The sequence below is a fragment of the Paenibacillus sp. S150 genome, assembly GCF_019352175.1.
Lineage (GTDB): Bacteria > Bacillota > Bacilli > Paenibacillales > Paenibacillaceae > Paenibacillus_AQ.
In genome coordinates, this window is sequence record NZ_JACBYI010000001.1 from 546288 (window position 1) to 566551 (window position 20264).

Below are 20264 nucleotides of genomic sequence, written 5' to 3' on the forward strand. Positions count from 1 at the left end.
ATTAAAGGTGGGGAATTCATGGATTTTTCGGTATTGCTGCGTTTTTTCAAGGCCCGCAAATTAAGCTATATCATCGGATTTTCGTTCATGTTCGCCGCTTCCTTCATTCAGACCTTGTTTCCCAAGGTGCTGGGCAGCGCAGTGGACCTGATGAAGGACAGCGGATTTGAGATCCGCAGAGTCATGCTCCAGGTGCTGTGGATGGTGCTGATTGCCGCAGCCGTTTTTGCCTGCACTTTTCTGTGGAGAAATATAATTATCGCCAATGCGCGCAACCTCGAATGCTATTTCCGCGAAGAGCTGGTCCGGCACTTCCTGAAGCTGCCGCCCGCCTTCTACAACACCCGCAAGACCGGCGACCTCATCGCCTATGCCATCAACGACATTTCTGCGGTACGCATGACCTTTGGCCCGGCAACCGCCATGTCTTTTAACGGAATTGTCATCTGCCTCTCCTCCATTTACTTCATGTTCGCGGCTGTCGACGCCCGCCTTACACTGATTACCCTCGCACCGCTGCCCTTCATTATTCTGCTGATGCTGTTCGCGGGCCGCAAGGTCCAGAGCAGATTCAGAGTTGTACAAAATCAATTCGGCGCCGTCTCTGACCGTGTGCAGGAGAATATATCCGGCATCCGCGTCATTAAGGCTTATGTGCAGGAACGTTCGGAAATGGAGCGCTTCAGTGCTTTGAGCGGCCGGATGAAGCAGGCGAATCTGGATCTGATCCGGGTCTCCGCAGCGCTTCCGGCCATGATTGAATTCGGGTTTGCCCTCTGCTTTGTGCTGAGTCTGGTCTCCGGCAGCCGGATGGTGCTGCGGGGACAGATCAGCATTGGTGATTTTGTGGCTTTTAACGGCTATCTGAGTCTGATTGTGAACCCCATCGTGTCGATTGGCCGCATCGTGACTATTTTTCAGCGCGGCATGGCATCTCTTGGCAGACTGCATGACATTCTGCGGATTGAGCCGGATATTCTCGATCTCCCGCAAGCGGTGGACCTTCAGCCGGACGGTCCGGTTGAGCTGCGGCAGCTGACCTTCCATTATGACGGTTCGGATACACCTGCATTGCGGGACATTTCACTCGTGCTCCCAAAAGGACTGACCTTGGGCATTATCGGCCATACCGGCTCCGGCAAAAGCACACTCGCCAGCCTGCTGCTCCGCTTCTTCAATGTGGAGCCCGGGCAGATTTTGCTGGATGGACGGGATATTAACGCTTACACGCTCAAGGCCCTCCGTGCAGGGCTGGGGATTGTACCCCAGGATACGTTTGTATTCGCTGCTTCTGTGAAGGAGAATATCGCCTTTTTCAAGGAGGGCTACAGTGATGAAGAAGTGAAGGAGGCCGCAAGGCTCTCGCAGATTGCGGACAGTATCGAGGGCTTGCCGGAGGGCTATGACACGATTCTGGGAGAACGCGGCGTCAATCTGTCAGGCGGCCAAAAGCAAAGGCTTGCCATCGCCCGCGCATTGATCCAGAATCCCGCTGTACTGATTCTCGACGATGCGCTCTCGGCAGTCGATGCCGTCACCGAAGGCCTGATTCTGGAACGTCTGCGGCATACACGCAAGGGCAAAACCAACATTCTGATCTCGCACCGGGTATCCGCCATTATGGAAGCCGATGAGATTATCGTGCTCGATAAAGGCCTTATAGCCGAAAGAGGAACGCACACGCAGCTGCTCAAGAAAGGAGGCCTGTATTATGATATCTACACCGAACAGCATGAAGACGCGCAGCCGGCCCAGCCGCAAAAAGCGTGAAGCAGGCGCAGTCAGGCTGCTGCTGCGTCTGTCCGCACCGTACGCCTTCCAGCTCATCCTCGCCTGTCTGTGCGTGGTTATTGTCAACGGCGCATTGCTGATTCAGCCGCTGCTGCTGCAGCGCGTGATCGACCATTTCCTGATCGGCGGGGCGGTGGAGCGCGGCCTTAATTCCATCTTCGGCCTGGCCCTTCTGTACCTGCTGGTTTCCGCCGCCAGTGCAATCTTCTCCTATCTGCAGGCGCTGATTGTCGGCAAAGCAGGACAGAGCCTGATTCATGAGCTGCGGGTCCGGATTTTTTCGATTATTGAACGCCTTCCGCTGCCCTACCTGGACCGCACCTCCTCAGGCAGGCTCATTACGCGTGCGACGAACGACACCTCCGAAATCAGCGACCTGTATACCGACGTAATCATTTCACTGGTTAAGGATGTCCTGCTGCTGGTAGGCATAATCTATGCCATGCTGCTCCTGAGCCCCAAGCTTACATTGGTCTCGTTCACGGTGATTCCCGTAATTGTATTCCTTGTTTTTTTCATCAAAAACAAAATCAAAAAGAACTTTTTCCATATGAAGCATTATATTGGACAGATCAACGGCTTCATTGCCGAGAGCATCTCCGGGATGCGGGTCATTCAGATCTTCCGCGCCGAAAAGGAAAAAGAGGAGCAGTTCCTGAAGCTGAACGGGGAATACTTCAACACGACCCTGATTCAGGTCCGCCTCAACAGCATTCTGAAGCCGGCCTCGGACATGTTCCAGAGCCTGGCAATTGCGATTCTGGTCTGGTACAGCGTAGGGCGGATCGCCGGCGGCACCCTGCAGATTGGCGTGTTGTATGCGTTTACGACGTATATTAAGCAGTTTTTTGCGCCTGTCTCCGACCTGGCTGACAAGTACACCTCCATCCAGTCGGCACTCGTGTCCACGGAACGTATCTTTGAGCTGATCCGCGAGGAGGAGCACCTGGAGGAGCCGGATACAGGTCTGCCGATGCAGCGCCTGAACGGGAGGATCGAGTTCCGTTCGGTGTGGTTCTCCTACAATGATGCCGATTGGGTGCTGAAGGACGTAAGCTTTGTAATTGAAAAAGGGCAGACCGCCGCCTTTATCGGGGAAACCGGTGCCGGGAAAACGACGATTATCAGCCTGATCAACGGCTTCTACAAGGTGCAGAAGGGCGAAATTCTCATCGACGGCGTCAATGTTAACGATATCAGGCTGGATGATCTGCGGCGGAACATCTCCGTAGTGCTGCAGGATGTATTCCTGTTCTCCGGCACGATCCGCGATAACATCACACTCGGCGACGATATTGACGACGATACTGTGACGGATGCGCTGCGGGCATCCTGCGCAGAAGAGTTCGTTCAGGGCTCCTCTGAAGGAATCGACGGGCCGGTCACCGAGCGGGGGAGCACCTTATCCGCCGGCCAGCGCCAGCTGATCTCCTTCGCCCGCGCCATTGCGCATGATCCGGCGATCTTTGTCCTCGACGAAGCCACCGCCAACATCGATACCCACACCGAAAAGCTGATCCAGCAGGCCATCGACAACGCCGCCAGCGGCAGAACCACGCTGATTATTGCCCACCGGCTGTCTACCATCACAGGCGCGGATCTTATCGTTGCGATGAAGGAGGGCCGGATCGCCGAATCGGGACATCCCCGCGAGCTGCTGGAGCGTGGCGGATATTACGCGAAGCTGCTGAAGGAAAGCCGGGACCATGTCTATTCTTCTTAATGTGAGGAGCGGCCTCAAAATTCTTCATAATGACTACTAGTCAAATGACCATGTGGACCGCCTTAGCTTTACTCTTTTGTGTAAACAAGGCGGGACAATAATCACGATACATAATTGGGAAGAGGAAACCGGAATAATCATTACTGTCGCTGGAACCTTTTCTATCAATCTTTTCTGTGATTCGAAATTAACCTATGTTCGCCCATAAAAAAATCACCCTGACGGGTGAATAAGGGTTGGAACTTATGGTGAAGCATGATTGCACCACGTGCAAGATTCCCGCCCATGTAGCGTGTGGTTAAGAGACGCATGGTTGATCGTGCAGATTTTCCCCCAGGCCCTTCTGCGAGCATTTGCGTGGTCCTCTCCCGATCCATCCTCGAGTAATCCGGACAGGAGATCCGTTATCTGGGCGGATCCCGCTGTTCCGCAGGGCAAACGGACACAGCTTCCGTTAAATGTCCTTTCGCCCCTCATTCTGGGCCCAGATGAACGATATAACGGCTCCTGAGTCCGAATCCACCGGAAACGTAAACTTTTTCGCAAAATAGCGGCTTCTCTGTCCACTTCACTCTGCAGACGGTCCCGATTCCTCCTGTACAGCCTACACCTTTATCCTCTGAAACTTCTTGGTTAACCACATTTTTTTGCAGTGTATAATTTCCTATACAGTAAAAAATAGTCGCTGTCTATTTAATTGCACCGTCTCATTCCGGCATCTCCGTCTCAGGCTCAAGCTTCTGCCGCACCGTGATCCCCTCCGGCCTGACCTCCATTTGGATCTCGCCCTGCAGATCAGTCCGGTATACAGTCGTGCCGCTGGCATCCAGCCGCTCCAATACATCGCCACTCGGATGTCCATACAGGTTATTGACTCCCGCTGAGATTACAGCTGCACTGGGGTTCCAGAAGTTCAGCCAGGCTAGCCCAGTTGCGAATTTGCTGCCGTGGTGGGCTACCTTCAGCACATCGACGGGGGCTCCACTACCCGCTCCGCTCTGTCTGGCACCCGCAAGGATCAATTCCTCTGCCGCCTTATCCATATCCCCGGTAAACAGGAAATTCCGCCCGTTCATTTCCAGGCGGAAGACCACCGATTCGTGATTCTGCTCCGCCGTTTCATTCAGCAGGGATTGTCCGTCCGCAAGCGGCTCCGGCCACAGGAAATGCAGCTGCGTTGCCTCGTCCGGGTCCAGTATCATCCCCTGCTGCACCGGATACAGCCGGACGCCCGCTGCCAGCGCCGTACCCATCAGCTTGCTGTAAGATTCTCCCTTGGCCAGCGTTCCATTGAACAGCAGCGCTGAAACCGGCATCCCTTCCAGCACCGCCTGAAGCCCTCCGGCGTGGTCCTGATCGGCATGGGTCAGAATGATGGCGTCCAGCCGGTGGATGCCCCGCCGCTTCAGAAGCGGCAGCAGCGTCTTGGCTCCGACCTCGAACGGGCTGCGCCGGATGCGCCATGCCTCTTTTTTGCCGAAGCTGACGGTGCCGCCGCCATCGACCAGAATATGAGCCCCGCCGGGAGTCGTGATCAGAATGCTGTCGCCCTGGCCCACGTCCAGATAGCTGATGGCTCCGGCGCCGCCAAGATGCTCCGAATCATAGCCCTCATACAGCAGCAGCGCTAATCCAGCGGCACATAAGAGTGCTGACGGCCCGCTCCAGCGCAGAGAGGCGGGCATCAGAAACGGCATTGACGGAAGTACGTATCTGCCGTCCTCCCTCCTTCCTGCCACGCCCCATCTTCCCTTTCTCCCGCCTTGCGGCTGAACCAGCTCCGCCAGGGGCTTCGTCTCATCTTCCATGACCTGCGGGGCCAGCCGGGCCTCTGACCGCCGCTGTAGGACGTAGAGCAAGCCATAGAGCAGACCATAATAGGTGCAGATCCACAGCAAGGAAGGAGAACTCCAGATCAGCACACTGCCGGAAAATCCGTTCATCCACTCCACCGCACCGAATGTTGCATCATTCAGTAATTCAGCGGCATGCGCAGTCATACCGGCGGCAGCATTCCAGAACCGGCCAAGCAGCAGTGCCAGTGTTCCCAGCGGCAGCACCAGAAAAGTAATAAAGGGTACAAACAGCAGATTGGCGGCAAAGGACAGCAGCGAGAACTGGTTGAAATAATAGATCGTCAGCGGAAAGGAAACCAGCTGTGCCACCAGTGTTACCGATACCGCACTGCCCAGCCAGCGGGGCAGCCAGCGCAGCAACGGAGCAGCCAGCGGCATATAGATCATGAGTCCTGCAGTCACGAGAAAGGAGAGCTGAAAGCTCACACTAAGCAGCAGATACGGATTCCAGACCAGCATAATCAGCGCCGCAGCCGCGAGAATGTTCATTCCGTCTTTGAGGAGGCCGAACCTGGCGGCGAGCAGGGCGATCATGCTCATTATGCCCGCCCGCACAATAGAGGGACCTGCGCCGGACAGCAGCACGTACACAGGCACCATCAACACGGTAATCGTTAATGCTGTTTCTCTGGTGAAGCGGATGCGTTTCAGGATAAACAAAACCGCTCCGACATACACCGCCACATGCATCCCCGAGATCGCCAGGATATGCGTCAGCCCAAGCTGTGAGAACTGCTTGAACATTCCCTCCTCCAAATCGTCCTGAATGCCAAGCACCAAACCTTTCATATATCCTGCATGAGGCTCCTGAAATAAGCGGTCCATTTCTGCTCCAAGCGCGGCCCGAGCCGCATCGTTCCAGCGCAGAATATTCGACGGACTCCACGATGCCGGAGGTTCAGCTTGTACACTTCCTGTGCCGTTTCCCTTGAGCAGCCAGTGAATTCTCTGCGTCAGCAGATACGCCCGGTAATCAAACCCGCCGAAATTGCGCGCTTCCCCCGGCTGCTCCAGTTCTCCCGCCAGCACCACCTGGTCGCCTCTCCTCCATTTGGCAGCAATGGCGATTTCGGATTCGGCCTGGAGTTTGATTTGCACAGCAATAAGTTCGCCTGCCGTATCTTCTCCTTGAAGCTGAGCTTCTTCCTGCTTCTTGGCATCTTCCTGCTTCCTGGAAACTTCCTGCTTCTCTGCTTCTGCCTGCTTCTGCATTCCTCCTTGATCCTGAGCATTCCCCTGCTTTTGTTCCTCTGCCGTGCCTATATCAGACTCTGCCGAATCCGCACCGTCATTCCCTCCCAGCCTCATCCGCGACAGCTTCACAGTAAAATCCACCCGGTCCCCATCCCGTTCCACGGGAGAGACGATCACACCTACAGCCGTAACACAGGCTTCATCCAGCTCCATCACGGATTGTCCCAATGCCACCGGCAGCAGGCTGATATTTCTGCCTTCGTTCCATTCCCAGTACAGGGCCGCCGCAGCAAGCGAAGCCCCCAGTACGACGATGGTTTTCCAGCCAGTTCTCCCGCTGACAGCACAAACTGCGAGCAGCAGCAGACAGCCCGCCCCGTAAATCAGCAGCCTGTGCCCGGAGAACAAACAGCCCGCCGCACTGCCGATGACCCAGCACACCGTAAAGCTTAACAGCGGCCTTTTTATCATGAAATTTCCTCCTTATATATCAAACTTATATATCAAAGTTACTAATCACAGCCGGACTGCCACGCTAAGTGTAAAAAGTAGAACTAATCCGAATGATCAGACTCCGATTTCAACCTTAGTGGGAAAAAGCAGCACTAATTCGCCTGAATCGAAGCAGAAATCCATTAGCCGGAATAGGTGCACAAAATCCCACTAAGCGCCCCGAGGGAGGCACTTCCAAGCAATTAGTTATACTAATTCCACCTAATCCTCAGCTTCGGTCGACCTTCCGCTGACATTCCGCTGACCTTCACCAAAGCTTCCACGGCTGCACACTTTTCAAGGTGCCTACACAGCAAAAAGAACCCCTGCAGACGCAAAAATCGCGTGCACAGAGGTTCTTCCCCTGAAGCTTACTGTTATTCAGCTAACATCGTCTGCCGGTTATTCCGATACGGTGATCATCGTTTCCTTCGGCGGCTCATAGTTCTCCAATTGACGGAAGATAATGCCTTTGGAGCCCAGCATAGCTTCCACCTTCTCCATATCCTTGCGGTATGGGCGCAGATAGACAATCTCGACAATTCCGCTGTTGGCCAGCATATTGGCACAGGTCCAGCATGGTTCATCGGTGACATAGACAGTGCTGCCCTCCCGGTCGCTCCGGTCCGTGAACAGCAGCAGGTTCTGCTCAGCGTGAATGGTACGGATGCAGCGCTGCTTCATCACCATTGTCTCTACACCGTTAACGACTTCACGTTCATATTGCTCGGAGACCATACACCCTGCTTCCGAGCAATCCGGCACCCCCATGGGTGCGCCGTTATACGCTGTACCCAGCAGCTTCTTGCCCTGTACCAGCACCGCACCGACATGGCGGCGCGGGCAACGGGAGCGAGTGGAGACCATGCAGGCAATATCCATGAAATAAGTATCCCAATTCTTGCGGTAGGCTACAGTCATCAGCAATCTCCACTTTCTCTTCAATAGTTGTTCATTATTGTAGCATATTGCAGCCCGCTTTCAATAGGACATCCATTACGCCAAAGTGCCTATCCCTCTCACAGCAGCAATCCGGCAAAGAATGACCGGACTCCACAAGCCGGTCCGCCTACTTCAAAAAATCACCAAAGGCTCCAGCTTCTCCAGCATCTTCGGCCCAATGCCCTTTACCTTGCCCAAATCCGCCAAGCTGCGAAAAGCCCCCTTGCTGCTGCGGTAGTCTACAATCGCCTGCGCCTTCTTCTCGCCGATGCCCGGCAGATTCATCAGCACAGCGGTATCCGCCGTGTTGATGTTGATCCTCCCGTCCGCCGCTTGCCCTGCAGAAGCTGCGGCGCCGGAGGCCGACGTGGAGCTTGCATCAGCCAAAGCTGCATTGCCAATTCCTGCGGCAGGTGACGCTGCTCCGCCCATCCCGGCAGCTCCTGCGGAGCTGCCATTTCCGGCTTCGCCCGCAGATTCCGCAGCACCCGCCGCTCCTGCCGCCGCCCCAGCAGCAGCTCCACTTCCACCGGCCACTGGATCACCCCCGTTTCCGGCATCCGCTGCCGGCATTGCGCCGGTTCCGGATCCGGTCTCCGCTCCGCCTCCGCTTCCATACCCTATGCCGCTGTTTATGGCAGTCCCGTTGTTTCCCCCGTTGGCATCCGCTGCCGCGCCGGTTCCCTCTTCTTTGTTCCGGGCAGCCTCCTTTCCGCTTTTTTCCCCGCTTGCGACAGAATCCCCTTTTACTCCGTTTTCCCCAGGAACTGCCGTGTCCGACCCGTCCACTCCGCCCAGCGCCTGGGCCATACTGGCATTCAACGTTTCCCAGCCGGCGATGCCGTTATTCCCTTCCCGGTCTGCCGCCCACACCAATCCGCCGCCGAGCAGTCCGGCTGCCAAAACCGAAGCCACCACTCTTTTGTTCATCGACATTTCCTCCTAATAGCAAGCTGGAATTTTATTCAAATAAAATCAGTTGAAACCTGTCATTTGTCCAAGTCTGCTGTGCATACATTTAACGAAGAGTATTCCTGCAAGATCATAGCCATACCAGAAAGGAGGGTACCCTAGATGAAGGTGGGATTTATCGGCACAGGCAGCATGGGCAGTCTGCTCATCGACGCCTTTCTGTCTTCAGGGGCGCTGGAGCCATGTGATGTCCTGGCCAGCAACCGCAGCCCGAACCGGCTTCTGCAGCTGAAGCAGCGTCATCCGGGCATCTCCATCGGCAGCAACAGGGAAACTGCGGACGGAAGCGATATTGTCTTCATTTGTGTAAAGCCGCTGGAATTTAAATCATTGATAGATGAAATCTCCGCTTCCATGCGCAGCGAGCAGATTGTCGTTTCCGTCACCAGCCCTGTAATGCTCTACCATCTGGAATCCACTCTGCCGTCCAAAATAGCCAAAGTTATTCCCAGCATCACCCACTGTGCCAAAAGCGGGTCTTCACTTTGCATATTCGGCAGCAGGCTTAATAAAAAAGACAGGCTCTTGCTGCTCCGGCTGCTGTCTTTCGTAGGTGTTCCAATGGAAATCCAGGAGAAGCATACCCGGATTGCCTCGGATTTCTCCAGCTGCGGGCCTGCATTCATCAGCTATTTCATTGAACGGTGGATTAAAGCTGCCACAGCAGCTACAGGCATAGACGAAACCCTGGTTACCCGGCTGGCCGGGGAAATGCTGCTCGGCACCGGCAAGCTGCTGACAGAAGGCGGATTCACCCCGCAGGAGCTGCAGGAGCGGGTTGCCGTGCGCGGCGGCATCACGGCGGAAGCGCTGAACCATCTGCGCAGCAGTCTGGAGGGGGTCTTCGAACGCCTGATCACCACAACGCATGATAAATACGATGAGGATGTCGAAAAGCTCGACGCCTTATTTGGCCTAAGCGGCATTGTTCAAGCTCCGCTCGACCGCTAGCATCCGCCACAAGGCAGCTCCCCAAAAATCAAATAAAGCCCGCAGCGCGGATTACTCCGTTGCTGCGGGCAAAAATGCGTTCTTCGCTTAACCCACTACAATATTGACCAGCTTGCCGGGAACCGCAATGATCTTGCGTACGGTTTTGCCCTCGACGGCCGCCTTCACATTCGGAACCGACAAAGCATGGTTCTGCATGTCGTCCTGACTCATATCCTGCGGGATCAGCGTGCGCTGTACGATTTTGCCGTTGACCTGAACGACGATTTCCACCTCGGCATCCACTGTCCAGGCTTCATCATAAGCCGGCCAGGCGACGTAGCTGATGCTGCCTTCATGACCCAGCAGCTGCCACAGCTCTTCCGCGATATGAGGAGCCAGCGGCGACAGCATCTGTACAAATTGCTCTGCCGCTTCCGTTGCCAAGGTGTCCTGCTTATAAGCATCGTTGATGAAGATCATCAGCTGGCTGATCGCCGTATTGAAGCGCAGATGCTCGAAGTCCTCGGTGACCTTCTTAAGCGTCTTGTGCCAGGTCCGTTTGAAATCGTCGGTACCGCCGTCCGGAGTGATCTTGGCGCTGATGCTGCCGTCCTCATTCACGAACAGGCGCCATACACGGGAGAGGAAGCGGTGAATGCCTTCCACACCCTTTTCATTCCATGGCTTGGTTGCTTCCAGCGGCCCCATGAACATCTCATAGACACGCAGCGTATCCGCGCCATATGCCTCTACAATTTCATCCGGGTTGATGACATTGCCCCGTGATTTGCTCATCTTCTCGTTGTTGTTCCCCAGAATCATGCCCTGGTTCACCAGCTTGTGGAACGGTTCCTTGGTATCCACTACACCGATATCATAAAGGACCTTGTGCCAGAAACGGGCGTAGAGCAGGTGAAGCACCGCATGCTCCGCCCCGCCGATGTACAGGTCTACCGGAAGCCATTCCTTCTGCTTCTCCGGCGAACACAGCTCCTTGTCATTGTGCGGATCGATATAACGCAGGTAATACCAGCAGCTTCCGGCCCATTGCGGCATGGTGTTCGTCTCGCGTCGGGCTTTCATGCCGGTCTCAGGATCAACGGTTTCCACCCACCCGGTCACATTCGCCAGCGGGGATTCGCCGGTACCGGAAGGCTTGATCGCCTCCACATCCGGCAGAACCAGCGGAAGCTGATCCACAGGGACCGTCTTCATGGTTCCGTCTTCCAGATGAAGAATCGGAATCGGCTCCCCCCAATAACGCTGGCGGCTGAACAGCCAGTCCCGTAGGCGGTAGGTTACCTTCCCCTTGCCGCTGCCCTGCTCCTCCAGCCAGGCAATCATCTTCGCAATGGCTTCTTTATTGTCCAGTCCGTTCAGGAAATCCGAGTTCACATGCGGACCTTCACCCGTATACGCCTCTTCCTGCACATTTCCGCCCTGCACGACTTCAATAATATCCAGACCGAACTGCTTGGCAAATTCCCAGTCGCGGGTGTCATGGCCCGGCACAGCCATAATGGCTCCGGTTCCGTAGCCGGCCAGCACATAATCAGCAATCCAGATCGGCACCTGCGCACCGTTCACCGGATTAATCGCATAAGCGCCGGTGAATACGCCGCTTTTCTCCTTGGCGAGATCCGTACGTTCCAGATCGCTTTTGCGGGCCGCTTTGTCGCGGTATTCCGCAACCGCCGCTTTCTGGTCCTCTGCAGTGATGCTGTCTACCAGCTTATGCTCCGGTGCCAGTACACAATAGCTGGCTCCGAACAGCGTATCCGGACGGGTGGTGAATACCTCCAGGCTGGCCTCATGGCCTTCAACCGCAAAAATCACTTCGGCCCCGGTCGACTTGCCGATCCAGTTGCGCTGCATATCCTTGATGCTCTCTTCCCAGTCCAGCTCTTCCAGATCCTCAAGCAGGCGTTCTGCATACTCGGTAATTTTCAGAATCCACTGGCGCATCGGCCTGCGGACCACGGGATGGTTGCCGCGCTCGCTTCTGCCGTCGATCACTTCTTCGTTGGCAAGCACCGTTCCGAGCGCCTCACACCAGTTGACCGATACCTCTGCCACATAAGCCAGCCCGCGGTTGTACAGCTGGATGAAAATCCACTGCGTCCATTTGTAATAATCCGGATCGGTTGTGCTGATCTCGCGGTCCCAGTCATAGGAGAAGCCCAGCGATTTGATCTGGCGGCGGAAATTATCAATGTTCTTGAAGGTAATATCGCGCGGGTGCTGTCCGGTGTCCATCGCATATTGTTCAGCCGGAAGTCCGAAGGCATCCCAGCCCATCGGGTGCAGCACGTTGTAGCCGCGCATTCTTTTGTACCGGGAGACGATGTCCGTCGCGGTGTAGCCTTCCGGGTGGCCTACGTGCAGCCCTGCACCTGAAGGATACGGGAACATATCCAGTGCGTAGAATTTCGGCTTGCCCCCGTCTTCACCTGTCTTAAACGTTTTGTTCTCGTCCCAGAACTTCTGCCATTTCGGCTCGATCGTCTGGGCACGGTAGCCTGTCGGGGCTGGGGTCGCTGTGTTGTCGCTCATCATCTGCTCCTCCTTGGAGTGTTGCTGTCTTAGTAAGAACTATTGTTTTAAAAAGAGTTATGAGAATAGTCTCCACTGCGAAAAAGTTTTGGGCCTTTGCCCGCTGCTGCCTCTCCGGTTTCTTGATTAAAACCGCTCATCGCGGTAGAAAATCCAGTATAAAGGCGCCACTGCCGTTGCTCCCGCTCCAAAATTTTTCCTCGTTCCGTTCTCTGTAACTTTTATAGCCCCTCGGTTCACCCGATGGAGCAGCAAAGTCCAAGAACCTGCCCAGAATTACCTGATCCGATGGGCCAACCGCAAAAAACCTCCCATCCCTAGCGTATTATCGCTAGGGACGAGAGGTCTGAATTCCCGTGGTACCACCCTAGTTAGCGGCTGATATGCTTTACCTGCCGCTCACTTTGACACCCTGTAACGGGGGTGAGGCGACGACGGTTCACTCGCGGGCTACGCACTGTAGGTCAGCGGCCCTGCGGCTTGCGCCGTTACTCCGAGGTGAGTTCATTCTTCTCCGTTAACCGGCTCGCACCCAGCGCCGGCTCTCTGCAATAACGGTCTCACGAATTAATGCTCCTCTTCATCGCAAAGCTATGTTTACCGATTGTGAATCAGTAATATTCACCACATTATATACAAAACAAGCATGTACAGTCAATGATTTGCCCTCATCCGGCAGCAACCGCCTTAATTCAGCCCCATTTCTCCCGCTGCGCGCATTTCGTTCCGGTCCTTACAGGCCTCTGCCCCTGCTTACACCGGCTTCCGCCGGATATAATATGCGATGAAATGCTGAATCACCACTTTGCCTGCCGCAAACACCGGAACCGCCAGAATCAGGCCGATCATTCCGGCCGCCTCTCCGCCCACCAATAGCGCAAAAATAATCAGCAGGGGATGCAGATGCAGCTTCCGCCCCACCACCTGCGGCGAAATGACATTGCTCTCCAGCATCTGGCACAGGGTGTTGACCACGGCCACAAGCAGAACGAGGCGCAGCGAGAGGGTTGACGCCATTACAATCGCAGGGGCTGCGCCAAGAAACGGGCCCATGTACGGAATGATATTGAACACCGCCACCACGCAGGCGAACAGCAGCGCATAGGGCATGCCAATGATCGCATAGCCGATATAGGCCAGCACACCGATGATAAGGCAGACCAGAAACTGGCCCCGGATATAGTTGCCCAGCGCTTCGTCAATATCCTTCAGCAGCCTGACGATCGACTTGCGCCGCGAGCGCGGCAGACAGGAGACCACCGTCCGTTCGAATACATCGAAATCCTTTAGGATGTAGAATACCAGAAAAGGCACGATAAAAGCATTGAACAGCAAGCCTATGGTCGATCCGATGTTATCAAGGAAATGGGAAATCCCTGCGGCGAGCCGGTTTTCCAGCTGAAAAAACCAGTTGTTCATCCCCATCTCGACACCGGGCGGTATCAATCTGGTATTCATCTTCCGCATGAGCCCCTGCGCATGCAGCGTCATCTCGGGCAAATGCTCATTCAGCTCTTCCAGCTGTTCGATGAACATCGGGATCAGATTGATGACGATGACGGCGAGCGAGGTCAGGAATACGGCATAGATAAGCAGCACGGCGACACTGCGCGGCATTTTGCGTCCGGCGAGCATACTGACTACCGGATTGAGCACATATGAAATAATCATGGCCGCGAGAAACGGTGCAAGGATCGCTTTCAAAAAAACAAAAACCCCATGCAGCATCGGACGGAGCAGCCATATAAAATATAAAATGATCAGGGCAAGCAGCGCGCCGATCATCCGGCGGAACCATTTACTTTGGGACCATTGCTCCACGAGTGCACCCCCTAGTACGCGTTCAACTCAAATTACTGGACTGGCTTCGTAGATAAGTATATGTATGCCGGCCGCAAAATAACCGTTCATCCCCGGCTGCGCAGCCCAAACTTTATTATTTGGCCTCCATCTTGAGAACTTGTTATGGGGTTCCCCTCCCTCATTCAGCAAGAATAAGCCGCAAGTGGAAGCGGCTTCGCCGTCCTTGACCGGGCAGCGCAGCTGTTTGCATTTCAGGTGTAAGGCTGGCCGCTGAAGCCAGGCGGGAAGCCAAGTGGAAAAGGTCACTTCATTTTCCCCAGCCGCTTTTTCACTTGCGTTAGCGGGAAAAAGGAGACTTAATCGATCCGTTTTTCTCCCTTTCAGGGGAATACGCCTACATTATGATGAACTTGAAACATTCACCTAAAAGTCAGCCATTTTAGTGGTAAAAAGGATAACTAATCCACCACATTCGGATACTGGATCATCCCTAGTGGGAAAAAGTACAACTAATTTGGCTGAAATCAGCCGAATGGGGGGAGTCGGCCTCCATTAAGTGTACAAAATCCCACTAAATCCTGTTAAATCCAGAATTCCAGCCCATTAGTGTTACTTTTTACACTTCGCTTCAGTCCCCTATGAATCTCTTCCTTGCGTTCCATCAGCTTGTTCAGGTTCTCCGGTTCAATTCATATATATTAAGTTTCTTTATTGTGTTTTTTAAAGATTAAAATAAAACGTTTGCAAGCGGCGCGCCTATAAGCCCAGCTTCGCCAGCGGCGGACACGAAAAAGTCATTGATCCCGGCTTCGATGCTTCACAGGGCGATCCTATAGAATCCCCATGGCGCACAAAAAAAGCGCCAATAACCCTCAGCTAACCGGACGCTGAAAGGAAATTGACGCTTATGGGTTCATCATATGTACCCGCTGCAGGCAGAGCCGCGGGAACTCTGCATCAGGAGGACGCATGGATCTGGGGATAGTCCTGGGCAATCTCTTCCCCGGAGAACAGATCGTCAAGCGAGCTGAGTGTGCCGTCTTCTTCCACCTGATACACCGACATTTTCTCGCCGTTGACCGTCAGTTCGATGAAGCAGCCCCAGCAATAGAACTGGTGGGAACCGATCTTGCCGATATCCTTGGAATTGCAGTTTGGACACTTCATATAATACATTCCACCTATCCGTTAACAATATTAATGGCTTTTTGAAGCCGTTCTTCGCTCATCGCGGGAACCAGTACGGAATTCTCCCCAATGGACATTCCTTCAGAACAAGGCAGCCATTTGCGGCCTTCGATCAAATCAGTTACCAATCCGTCACTGATTTCCAGCGCTACTATTGTGTTTCCCAACTTTTGGTCAAAATAAACATCGGATATTCGTCCGAGGATCGTTCCGGATGCCGTCAGCACCTGCAGATCCTTCAATTTGCTTTTGCCCAAAAGAAATGTATAGGGTATATGGTCAGTGTCAGCCTTGACAATCGACTCTTTACTGCGAATCATGACAGCATCCTCGCCATAAGCGACAATATCTTCCCATGCCACAACTTTCACATGACTGGAGAAAAAAGTTTTGCTTTCCAGTTCAATACCCGTAATATTCCAGTTTGAATCCAGTAAAACATCGACAATTTTGCCGATTTCGTTACCTTCTTCAACCTCGTATACAGCCAAGCCGATCATATCTTGAAGTTTCATGGCTGTTTATGTCCCCTCACTTTGAGTGTACTTACGAGTTCCCTCAGGGTTGAATTGAGCACTCAAACACCGAAACGGCAACGAGGCTGCAAACAGCCTAGTCGTTCTTACGCAGCCGGTTCAGGATGGTTTCAACTTTTTGGGCCACGTACTCCATTTCTTCATTAGTATTACCCAAACCTGTACTGAATCGAATCGCGGAATTCAAAAGTTCCTCCGGAAGCTTCATCGCCTGCAGCACATGCGAAATTTCCAGAGAACCTGAGGTGCAGGCTGAACCGCTTGCGGCAGCAATTCCCTCCATGTCAAGATTCATCAGCAGCACATCGGTTCTCACTCCGGGAAAGCTCAGATTCAGAATTCCGGGGAGAAAGTCCTGCCTGCTCCCGTTGATGACGTAGCTCTCCCTCCCGATTCGGCGGTCCAGCTCCTGCAGCAGCGTTCCGCGCAGCATTAACGCCTTGTCCCGGCGCTGTTCCAGCCCCTGGACCGCAAGCTCCACGGCCTTGGCAAAGCCTGCCGCGCCCGCCAGGCTTTCCGTTCCCGCCCGCCGGCCGCGCTCCTGCAATCCGCCGTGCTGTCTTGGCTGGAGCGGTGCCCCGCGCCGGACATACAGCCCCCCAATCCCCTGGGGGCCGCCTATTTTGTGGGCGGCGAAGCTCATATAATCCACAGGAAGCCCGCGGAGAGAAATTGGCAGCACGCCCAGAGCCTGCACAGCGTCCACATGGAACAGAATCCCATGCTCCGCAGCTAACCTGCCAATCTCTTGTATAGGTTCTACAGTTCCCACCTCATTATTCGCGTACATTACACTGATCAGCACTGTATCTTCCCGCAGAGCGGCTTCCACACCGGCAGCGGATACGCGGCCCGCAGCATCGACCGGGAGATAAGTGACGGCATAGCCCTGCTTCTCCAGCGCTTCGCAGGTATGCAGCACCGCATGATGCTCAACGGCTGTTGTAATAATATGTTTCCCTTTGCTGGCCGAGGCCGAGGCCGCGCCGAAAAGGGCGAGATTGTCGCTCTCTGTGCCACCGCTGGTGAACACCCATTCATCGGGCATACAGCCCAAATAGCCCGCAATGGTGTCACGCGCGCCGTTGATTATCTTTTTGGCGGAACGTCCGAACGTGTGGACACTGGACGCATTGCCGTATTGCTCAAGCTGCATATTGTACATGACCTTGGCCACCTCCGGATGAACCGGGGTCGAGGCGGCATGGTCCAAATAAATCGGTTTCATGACGATTTCTCCGCTTCTGGTTATTCAGGATTTTCTTACAGGACTACTCGATTATACTGCTGAACCGTTTCTTTTACCACCTGTCAATAAACACAATATTGTAACATTTTATCAGGGGTATAAGGCATAACCTTCAGTTGGGCTTCAGGTTATTTTCAGCCGGCACTCAGCTTTCCCTCCGATGAATTACAGTGGGCTTTCAGCGCAAAGGGGAGCATATATTGAGAGGAGACAGCAAATGTCACTATCCATTAGCAACTATTACAAGAATTACTATGAGAACTACGATTTCACCAGCGGCAATACAAGTGCAGCCCGGACTAGCTCTTCCTCAGCAGGCTTAGCGGGCAGTACCAGCGGTACGGACTCAGCAGACTTCAGTGAAATTGCCAGGCTGTTCTTCAAGCTGGACGGAACGGATGACACGGCAGAAGATGGCTGCACGGATACATATTCACCATCCGCGCCGGGCTCCATGCCCGCTTTTTTGTACGGTGGCGATATGAAGGCTCTGCTGGCGCAAATACAGGCGGGGATCAGCTATACCGATACCGATCCGGCAGCATCGGCGGGGAATAATACCGGCAGCCTCCTGGACACTTGGCAAGGTCTGCCGGACAGCAGTAACCTCACTTATTTAAGCGGCAATTCGCTGTCAGCACTGCTTCAGACCCTGCAATCCGGCTCTGCTGCATCCGGCTATCCATGGATTGAAGCGGCGGATACAACCCGAAAGGCTGCAGGCATTCCTGCGATGCTGCAAGCCATGGAGGGCTTCCCAATTCCTTTTGCCCGGGGACTGGATGACTTAGACAGCCTGGATAGTACGGAGAGTATGGACACTGACGGGATCAGCGGATTAACTTCACTGGAGGCAGGGCTGACCCCGGAGGATATGAAATCCATACTGGAACATCTGCAGGGCAGCCTTGATTCTTCGGCAGACAGCGGAAGCGCATCTGCCGGCAAGGATAACCCCCTGGCCGCAATCCAGGCCTTGTTGTCCTCCGGGGACCTCTCCACGGTGACAGACAGCGGGCTGTCCAGCCTGTTCAGCAAAGTACTGAAGACGTTGGAGCAAGTATAACCGGCATCACCTTTCCTAAGATTACGTGCTTGCGAAAGTATAGAAGCGGCATGATCAGAATGAAAATTCTCCCCGGGTACCGGGGAAGCCCATGAAAAATGCTATCCTTTGAAAAAGGACTGTTACAGCGGTTGTGAAATCCCGGTAACAGTCCTTTTCTGTCAAGTTATTAACGTCTATTTCTCCAGAACTCCCAGTTGCTCCAATCTGAAAGCGAGCTGCTCCTCGGAAATAACCTCAATGCCATTTCGTCTAAGCAGCGCAGAGGTCACACCCTGGCCGGGGATCTTCCGGCCGGCGAATTTACCGTTATAGATCATGGAGCTGCCGCAGGACGGGCTGTTCTCCTTGAGGACTACGGTCGCCGCCGCGTAACGGCGTGCTGCCTCCAGTGTCTCCCGGGCCCCTTGGATATACATGGGGGTAACATCGTTGCCTAAACGGTCCATCACCCTTGCTGTTCCGTCAAGGACCGCGTCCCCGTCTCCGCCAACAATCTCGGCCGGTTCCCGCGGGGTAGAGAAGCCTCCAAGCAGCTCAGGACAGACAGCGACCGCCTGCTCTGCATCCAGCAGCTTCTGAATGGCCTCATCCAGACAAGCCGTGCCATTGTACCTCACTTTCAGGCCTGCCAGGCAGGAGCTTACGATAATCATGGAATTTCTCTCCTTCGCTTTTCATGCCTATCTTCCTTTATAATAGCTAACAAGCAGAAACGTTTGCTATAGCATTTATAAACGCGGGGAGGCAAGGCCATGTGCGGAAGATATACCATTATGGTAAGCATGGAGGAATTGATGCTCAGGTATTTGATTCAGGACACCGCGCTTGTTCATTATGCACCGAAATATAATGCGGCTCCGATGCAGTACATCCCTGCTGTGATTCACGACGGCAAGCGGAACAGGCTTGGAGAGCTTCGCTGGGGGCTGGTGCCCTCCTGGGCCAAAGACGGCAAGAGCGGCAGCAAAATGATCAATGCGCGCAGCGAATCACTTCTGGACAAACCCTCCTTCCGGAGCCTGATCGGCTCGCGGCGCTGCATCATTCCTGCAGATGGCTTCTACGACTGGAAGCAGCAGGACGGGGAGAGAAAGCCCATGCGGATCACACTGAAGAACGGCGAAATTTTTTCACTGGCCGGTCTGTACGATATATGGCTGGATGCCAGCGGCAACAAGCTCAGCACATGCACCATTATCACCACCGAGCCCAACAGCCTGATGGCGGATATTCATGACCGGATGCCGGTTATTCTCAGCCGTGAAGCGGAAGCCGAGTGGCTTGACCGCAATCATCATCAAATTCCGGAATTGATGAAGCTGCTTCGTCCCTATGCTGCGGAGCAAATGCGGGCGTATCCCGTGCAGGCAGCGGTAGGAAATGTGCGCAATGACTATAAGGAATTAATTGACGAAGAGAAAACAAGTTCATCAAATGTTAAAACATCACTGACCACTACTCCATCAGGCAAGTTTTGAAGATCAATAGTTCCACTGGAGTTCACCACAGGCGATGCAGCATCAGTTGGAACACTAGCTACCTCACCATATACAGGTAAACTCGCTGTCAATAAAATTCCTGCAATCAAACTATATGAATTGAACCGGCGAACCTGAAAAAGCTGGATGGAACGCAAGGAGGTTCATAGGGAACGGAAGCGAAGTGTAAAAAGTAACACTAATGGGCTGGAATTCCGGCGTGAACGGGCTTTAGTGGGATTTTGTACACTTCATGGAGGGCCACTCCCCCCATACGGCTGATTTCAGCCGGATTAGTTGTACTTTTTCCCACTAAGGCTGGTACAGTATCCGAATGCATTGGATTAGTGTTCCTTTTTACCATTAAGGCTGGCGGAAACGCGGCGGAAGGGAATTGGGGAACGCAGGAGCGGAGGCGTCTGCCTTTGTCTGCGGATTCCACCGCGAACAGTGTATACATCAAGAAATATAACAACAACATTTTC

The 20264-nt window shown here is 54.0% G+C and carries 14 protein-coding genes and 1 other annotated feature; of the genes, 5 read left to right on the forward strand and 9 right to left on the reverse strand.

The window, feature by feature from the left end; translation table 11 throughout:
- The first annotated feature begins 18 nt into the window (after nucleotides 1-18).
- Nucleotides 19-1770, forward strand: a complete 1752-nt coding sequence (locus tag HYD27_RS02225; protein ID WP_219210883.1) for an ABC transporter ATP-binding protein — start codon at nucleotides 19-21, stop codon at nucleotides 1768-1770.
- Nucleotides 1712-3514 carry an ABC transporter ATP-binding protein gene (locus HYD27_RS02230; RefSeq protein ID WP_219210884.1) on the forward strand — a complete coding sequence of 601 codons (1803 nt, stop codon included), beginning with the start codon at nucleotides 1712-1714 and terminating at the stop codon, nucleotides 3512-3514. The genes HYD27_RS02225 and HYD27_RS02230 overlap by 59 nt, the downstream gene beginning before the upstream one ends.
- Before the next feature lie 707 nt (nucleotides 3515-4221).
- On the opposite strand, the gene HYD27_RS02235 is transcribed toward HYD27_RS02230, so the two are convergent.
- The 3 genes from HYD27_RS02235 to HYD27_RS31845 form a co-directional block, all read right to left on the reverse strand.
- Nucleotides 4222-7035 carry a ComEC/Rec2 family competence protein gene (locus tag HYD27_RS02235; protein WP_219210885.1) on the reverse strand — a complete coding sequence of 938 codons (2814 nt, stop codon included), beginning with the start codon at nucleotides 7033-7035 and terminating at the stop codon, nucleotides 4222-4224.
- A gap of 423 nt (nucleotides 7036-7458) precedes the next feature.
- Entirely contained in the window at nucleotides 7459-7977 is a 519-nt protein-coding gene (locus tag HYD27_RS02240) for a deoxycytidylate deaminase (protein WP_219210886.1), read from the reverse strand.
- Between the two features lie 153 nt (nucleotides 7978-8130).
- Entirely contained in the window at nucleotides 8131-8928 is a 798-nt protein-coding gene (locus tag HYD27_RS31845) for a ComEA family DNA-binding protein (protein ID WP_228744881.1), read from the reverse strand.
- Nucleotides 8929-9072: 144 nt separating this feature from the next.
- On the opposite strand from HYD27_RS31845, the gene comER reads away from it, so the two are divergent.
- The gene (gene comER / locus HYD27_RS02250; protein WP_219210887.1) at nucleotides 9073-9921 is read left to right on the forward strand and encodes a late competence protein ComER; all 849 of its coding nucleotides are present in this window, start codon (nucleotides 9073-9075) and stop codon (nucleotides 9919-9921) included.
- Nucleotides 9922-10008: 87 nt separating this feature from the next.
- Here the strand turns inward: comER and leuS are convergent, their stop codons facing one another.
- The 5 genes from leuS to HYD27_RS02275 all read right to left on the reverse strand — a co-directional run bounded on the left by leuS (nucleotide 10009) and on the right by HYD27_RS02275 (nucleotide 17211).
- Complete coding sequence (gene leuS / locus HYD27_RS02255) at nucleotides 10009-12456, reverse strand: leucine--tRNA ligase (protein ID WP_219210890.1); 2448 nt, start codon at nucleotides 12454-12456, stop codon at nucleotides 10009-10011.
- Between the two features lie 330 nt (nucleotides 12457-12786).
- Nucleotides 12787-13049, reverse strand: a binding site (T-box leader).
- Nucleotides 13050-13209: 160 nt separating this feature from the next.
- Nucleotides 13210-14277: an AI-2E family transporter gene (locus tag HYD27_RS02260; protein ID WP_219210892.1), complete on the reverse strand. Its 1068-nt coding sequence runs from the start codon at nucleotides 14275-14277 to the stop codon at nucleotides 13210-13212.
- A gap of 939 nt (nucleotides 14278-15216) precedes the next feature.
- Complete coding sequence (locus tag HYD27_RS02265) at nucleotides 15217-15426, reverse strand: hypothetical protein (protein ID WP_020428077.1); 210 nt, start codon at nucleotides 15424-15426, stop codon at nucleotides 15217-15219.
- Nucleotides 15427-15440: 14 nt separating this feature from the next.
- Nucleotides 15441-15962, reverse strand: a complete 522-nt coding sequence (locus HYD27_RS02270; RefSeq protein WP_219210894.1) for a PRC-barrel domain-containing protein — start codon at nucleotides 15960-15962, stop codon at nucleotides 15441-15443.
- Between the two features lie 97 nt (nucleotides 15963-16059).
- Nucleotides 16060-17211, reverse strand: coding sequence for a cysteine desulfurase family protein (locus HYD27_RS02275; RefSeq protein WP_219210897.1), 1152 nt, complete (start codon nucleotides 17209-17211; stop codon nucleotides 16060-16062).
- A gap of 238 nt (nucleotides 17212-17449) precedes the next feature.
- Between HYD27_RS02275 and HYD27_RS02280 the strand changes: the two genes are divergently transcribed.
- On the forward strand, nucleotides 17450-18298 hold the full coding sequence (locus tag HYD27_RS02280; RefSeq protein WP_219210899.1) for a hypothetical protein: 849 nt from the start codon (nucleotides 17450-17452) through the stop codon (nucleotides 18296-18298).
- A 176-nt stretch (nucleotides 18299-18474) separates the two neighbouring features.
- Here the strand turns inward: HYD27_RS02280 and HYD27_RS02285 are convergent, their stop codons facing one another.
- Complete coding sequence (locus HYD27_RS02285) at nucleotides 18475-18954, reverse strand: 2-thiouracil desulfurase family protein (RefSeq protein WP_219210901.1); 480 nt, start codon at nucleotides 18952-18954, stop codon at nucleotides 18475-18477.
- A gap of 99 nt (nucleotides 18955-19053) precedes the next feature.
- On the opposite strand from HYD27_RS02285, the gene HYD27_RS02290 reads away from it, so the two are divergent.
- Nucleotides 19054-19779 carry an SOS response-associated peptidase gene (locus tag HYD27_RS02290; RefSeq protein WP_219210903.1) on the forward strand — a complete coding sequence of 242 codons (726 nt, stop codon included), beginning with the start codon at nucleotides 19054-19056 and terminating at the stop codon, nucleotides 19777-19779.
- Nucleotides 19780-20264: the final 485 nt, after the last annotated feature.

Excerpts from the sequence above, each read along its gene's own strand:
- HYD27_RS02225 (WP_219210883.1), top strand. The coding sequence starts at position 19 with ATGGATTTTTCGGTATTGCTGCGTTTTTTCAAGGCCCGCAAATTAAGC.
- HYD27_RS02230 (WP_219210884.1), top strand. The coding sequence starts at position 1,712 with ATGATATCTACACCGAACAGCATGAAGACGCGCAGCCGGCCCAGCCGC.
- HYD27_RS02235 (WP_219210885.1), bottom strand. The coding sequence starts at position 7,035 with ATGATAAAAAGGCCGCTGTTAAGCTTTACGGTGTGCTGGGTCATCGGC.
- HYD27_RS02240 (WP_219210886.1), bottom strand. The coding sequence starts at position 7,977 with ATGACTGTAGCCTACCGCAAGAATTGGGATACTTATTTCATGGATATT.
- HYD27_RS31845 (WP_228744881.1), bottom strand. The coding sequence starts at position 8,928 with ATGAACAAAAGAGTGGTGGCTTCGGTTTTGGCAGCCGGACTGCTCGGC.
- comER (WP_219210887.1), top strand. The coding sequence starts at position 9,073 with ATGAAGGTGGGATTTATCGGCACAGGCAGCATGGGCAGTCTGCTCATC.
- leuS (WP_219210890.1), bottom strand. The coding sequence starts at position 12,456 with ATGAGCGACAACACAGCGACCCCAGCCCCGACAGGCTACCGTGCCCAG.
- HYD27_RS02265 (WP_020428077.1), bottom strand. The coding sequence starts at position 15,426 with ATGAAGTGTCCAAACTGCAATTCCAAGGATATCGGCAAGATCGGTTCC.
- HYD27_RS02270 (WP_219210894.1), bottom strand. The coding sequence starts at position 15,962 with ATGAAACTTCAAGATATGATCGGCTTGGCTGTATACGAGGTTGAAGAA.
- HYD27_RS02275 (WP_219210897.1), bottom strand. The coding sequence starts at position 17,211 with ATGAAACCGATTTATTTGGACCATGCCGCCTCGACCCCGGTTCATCCG.
- HYD27_RS02280 (WP_219210899.1), top strand. The coding sequence starts at position 17,450 with ATGTCACTATCCATTAGCAACTATTACAAGAATTACTATGAGAACTAC.
- HYD27_RS02285 (WP_219210901.1), bottom strand. The coding sequence starts at position 18,954 with ATGATTATCGTAAGCTCCTGCCTGGCAGGCCTGAAAGTGAGGTACAAT.
- HYD27_RS02290 (WP_219210903.1), top strand. The coding sequence starts at position 19,054 with ATGTGCGGAAGATATACCATTATGGTAAGCATGGAGGAATTGATGCTC.